The following is a 4,440-nucleotide window of genomic DNA, read 5'->3' as shown; positions in this document are numbered from 1 at the left end:
GCAGGAGCTTTACCAGCGATCCAAACGCTACGTGGAACGCTTCTGCCGAGCATGGCTCGGCACTACATGTGGGGCAAGCGCTACGTGGAACGCCTCTGCCGAGCATGGCTCGGCACTACATGTGGGGCCAGCGCTACGTGGAACGCTTCTGCCGAGCATGGCTCGGCACTACATGTGGGGCAAGCGCTACGTGGAACGCCTCTGCCGAGCATGGCTCGGCACTACACGTTCGGGGCCCACGGGTCGTAGCTGCCAAACCACCACAGGTGGCCTTCGGGATCGCGGCAGGCGTAGCCGCGGCCGCCGTAGGCCTGGTCGGCAATATCGATGACGATCTCCGCCCCGGCGGCCTTGGCCTGGCTGTAATGGGCGTCGGCATCGCTGACGATCACGCAGGCGCTTTGCGTCTCCATGCCGCCGACCTCGTCGGGCTGGATCATGTTGCTGCCCCATTCGCTTGGCTGCACCGAACCCAACATGATCATGCCGTTGCCGAATACCAGCTGCGCGTGGTGAACCAGATCGCCATCCTGGTACACCGCATGGCGCTGGAAGCCGAAGGCGTTGCACAGCCAGTCGATGGCCGCGGGTGCGTCGCGGTAACGCAGGCAGGGAATGATGGTTGAGGTGGTGCGGGCGGCGAGGTCCATGGTCGCGTGCGGGCAGTTGCGGAAAGGCGAGGGTGGGCGCGCTCGCGTTACCATCGCGAGAAGGCCGGCGCGGAGCCGGTATCGATTCATAGGGAGCGCACTTTGAATAGTTGGTTGGGCGGCGGGCTGATGCTCGCGATGGGCGTGGTGGCACCGCAGGCGGTTGCACAGGAGGCAGCGCCGACGGAACTGCAGCAGCTGGACGCGACCGTGGAACGGGTACGCCAGCAGTTCGACGTGCCGGGCGTGGCGGTGGCCGTGGTCAAGGATGGCAAGGTGATCCTGGAGCGTGGCTGGGGCCTGCGCGAGCTGGGCAAGCCGGAGCCGGTGCAGGCCGATACCCTGTTTGCCATCGCCTCCAATACCAAGGCGTTCACCGCGACCTCGCTGAACCTGCTGGCCGAAGACGGTAAGCTGAAGATGGACGACCGGGTGGTCGATCACCTGCCGTCGTTCCGCATGTCCGATCCCTATGTGACCGGCGAAATGCGCATCCGCGATCTGCTCTCGCACCGCAGCGGCCTGAGCCTGGGCGCGGGCGATCTGTTGTTCTGGCCGACCACGCGCTACAGCAATGCCGAGGTGGTGGCGCGGCTGGCGCAGGTGCCGTTGAAGAATGGTTTCCGCGACCGCTACGCCTACGACAATATTCTTTATGCCGTTGCCCAGCAGGTGATCGAGAAGGTATCCGGGCAATCGTTTGCCGACTTCCTGCAGCAGCGCATCTTCGACAAGGTCGGCATGAGCGAGACCCGCTATAACGCCGATCACCTCAAGCCGGGCGACAAGGCAGCCGTTGGCCACGCCAAGTTCGACTTCAAGGATCTGCGTCCGGTGCCGCCGCTGACCTGGTCCAACAATGCGGGCGCCGGTGGCATCTATTCCAGCGTGCATGACCTAGCAAAGTGGATGAACGTGCAGCTGGCCGAGGGCAAGCTCGCCGATGGCACGCCGCTGTTCACCGAGAAGACCCAGCAGCAGATGTGGCAGATGCAGATCCCGCAGGTGGTGCCCAAGCCGTCGGTGCCGGAACTTGCCGCTGCACGGCCGAACTTCGCCGGGTACGGCGAGGGGTGGAGCTTGAGCGATTACCGTGGGCAGAAGCTGGTCTGGCATACCGGTGGCTGGCCGGGCCAGGTGTCGCGGTTGACCCTGGTGCCCGAGCAGAACCTGGGCGTGGTGGTGCTGACCAACCAGGAATCCGGCGCCGCTTTCAACGCGATCACCATGAGCGTGCTCGATGCCATGCTTGGTGCGCAGGGCAATGACTGGGTGGCCGCCTATGCCGCTGGCGTTGCCAAGGCGCAGGGCAATGCCGACGAGGCCTGGGACAAGCATGTGGCCGCGCGTGATGCCCGGAGCAAGCCGTCGCTGCCGCTGCCCGCGTATGCCGGCACCTATCGCGATGCCTGGTACGGCGATGTGTTCGTCGAACAGCAGGGCGGCAAGCTGCACCTGCGCTTTGGTGCCACCGCCGATCTGGTCGGCACGATGGAGCACTGGCAGCACGACACCTTCATCGTGCGCTGGGACAACCGTTCGCTCAACGCCGATGCCTTCGTCAATTTCAGCCTGGACCCGGATGGCAAGGTGCGTGAAGTACGCATGCAGCCCGTGTCGTCGTTGACCGATTTCAGCTTTGACTTCCAGGACCTGCTGCTGAAGCCCAAGGCGGATTGACGGGGGTTGTAGGAGCGGCGTAAGCCGCGAAGCAAATGGATCATCAGTTTGCGATTGATCAGGGGTGGAAGCGGTATCAGCTTCGCGGCTGACGCCGCTCCCACAACCCAGTGATTCTCGCCGCTGACACAACCAGACATCGCCTAGACAGACACAACACAGGCCGCGATGGGACAATCGCGGCCTGTTCTGGTTTTACAGGCCGTGGCGATGCTGCGCTGGTTCGAATCCCTGATCCCCGTTTTCCCGCCGGTCGACACCCGCACGCCGCCGCGCGGCGTGGTGCGCTTCTACCTGCATTACCTGCGCCCGGTATGGCCGGTGCTGCTGGCCACGCTGATCGCCGGGCTGCTGCTGGCATTGGTGGAAGTGGCGATGTTCGACTTCCTTGGCCGTATCGTCGACATGCTTGCCGATAGCCCTGGGCCGGGTTTCTTCCAGCGCAATGCAAGCGAGTTGCTATGGATGGCCGGCATCACCCTGCTGGCGCGGCCGGTCCTGGTTGCCCTGCACAACCTGCTGGTCAACCAGTCCATCGTGCCGGGCCTGAGCAACCGCTCGCGTTGGCTGATGCACAACCATGTGGTGCGGCAGAGCCTGAGTTTCTTCCAGAACGACTTTGCCGGCAGCGTCGCCAACCGGGTGATGCAGACCGGCACTTCGCTGCGCGAATCCGCCGTGCAGATGGTCGATTCGATGTGGTACATCGTGGTTTATACCGGCACCGCGCTATATCTGTTCGCACAGGTCGACTGGCGCCTGATGCTGCCGCTGGCGATCTGGATGGTGGCTTATGTGGGTATCGGCGTGTACTTCGTGCCGCGCATGAAGCACCGCGCCTGGATTGCCTCCGATGCACGCTCGCGGGCGATGGGCCGCATCGTCGATGGCTATACCAATATCGCCACGCTCAAACTGTTCGCACATAGCGGGCACGAGCAGCGCTATGTCGCCGAAGCGATCCAGGAGCTGGCCGAAAAACACCGCGCGCAGACCCGCATCACCACCGGCCTGGAGATGGTGATCGCCGTGCTCAACGGTTTCCTGATCGTTGGCACCTGCGCGTTGGCGTTGTGGCTGTGGCAGGACAGCTTGATCAGCGTGGGCGCGATCACCCTGGCCACCGGCCTGGTGATCCGCATCCACAACATGTCGGGCTGGATCATGTGGACCATCAACGGCATCTTCGAAGACATCGGCACCGTGCAGGACGGCATGGAAACCATTGCCCAGCCGCTGAGCGTGCAGGATGCGGCCGATGCCAAGCCACTGGTCGTCACTGCCGGCGCAGTGGATTTCCAGAATGTGCATTTCCATTACGGCAAGCGTGGCGGAGTGATGGCCGGCTTGAATCTGGCGGTGAAGCCGGGCGAGAAGATCGGCCTGGTCGGGCCGTCGGGTGCGGGCAAGTCCACCCTGGTCAACGTGCTGCTGCGCCTGTACGACCTGGAGAGCGGCCGCATCCTGATCGACGGCCAGGATATCGCCCACGTCACCCAGGACAGCCTGCGTGCGCAGATCGGCGTGGTCACCCAGGACACCTCGCTGCTGCACCGCTCGATCCGCGACAACCTGCTGTACGGCCGCCCCGACGCCAGCGAGGAACAGCTGCGCGCGGCTGTGGCCAAGGCGCGTGCCGAAGGTTTCATTGATTCCCTGGTGGACGGGCAGGGCCGGCAGGGTTATGACGCCCATGTCGGCGAGCGCGGGGTGAAACTGTCTGGTGGCCAGCGCCAACGCATCGCCATTGCCCGGGTGCTGTTGAAGGACGCGCCGATCCTGATTCTGGATGAGGCGACATCGGCGCTGGATTCGGAAGTGGAAGCGGCCATCCAGGACAGCCTGGACGAGTTGATGGGAGACAAGACGGTCATCGCCATTGCCCATCGGTTGTCCACCATCGCGCGCATGGACCGGCTGGTGGTGATGGACCATGGGCGTATCGTCGAAACCGGCAGCCATGCCGAACTGGTGGCTTCCGGCGGCTTGTATGCACGGCTGTGGGCGCGCCAGACCGGCGGGTTTGTGGCAGCCGAGGGCTGAGCCGAATGTCCTGTAGTGCCGAGCCATGCTCGGCAGGGGCGTTACCGGGAAAGCTCCTGCCGAGCAT

The 4,440-nt window shown here is 64.1% G+C and carries 3 protein-coding genes; 2 read left to right on the top strand and 1 reads right to left on the bottom strand.

What is annotated here, in order from left to right; all coding sequences use genetic code 11:
- Positions 1–221: 221 nt before the first annotated feature.
- Positions 222–650 (bottom strand): VOC family protein, encoded by a 429-nt coding sequence (locus ACVOKO_RS19340; protein ID WP_346500994.1) that lies wholly within the window; start codon positions 648–650, stop codon positions 222–224.
- Positions 651–752: 102 nt separating this feature from the next.
- Between ACVOKO_RS19340 and ACVOKO_RS19335 the strand changes: the two genes are divergently transcribed.
- Positions 753–2,330: a serine hydrolase gene (locus ACVOKO_RS19335; protein WP_430980824.1), complete on the top strand. Its 1,578-nt coding sequence runs from the start codon at positions 753–755 to the stop codon at positions 2,328–2,330.
- A 210-nt stretch (positions 2,331–2,540) separates the two neighbouring features.
- Complete coding sequence (locus tag ACVOKO_RS19330; protein ID WP_346500996.1) at positions 2,541–4,373, top strand: ABC transporter ATP-binding protein; 1,833 nt, start codon at positions 2,541–2,543, stop codon at positions 4,371–4,373.
- The last annotated feature ends 67 nt before the right edge of the window (positions 4,374–4,440 follow it).

Source organism: Stenotrophomonas sp. STEN240 (assembly GCF_056756175.1).
The sequence above is the reverse complement of the archived record's forward strand: the minus strand, read 5'-3'. Positions and strand labels throughout refer to the sequence as shown.

What these genes read in the sequence shown, in the direction of transcription:
- ACVOKO_RS19340 (WP_346500994.1), bottom strand. Translation starts at nt 650, where the DNA reads ATGGACCTCGCCGCCCGCACCACCTCAACCATCATTCCCTGCCTGCGT.
- ACVOKO_RS19330 (WP_346500996.1), top strand. Translation starts at nt 2,541, where the DNA reads ATGCTGCGCTGGTTCGAATCCCTGATCCCCGTTTTCCCGCCGGTCGAC.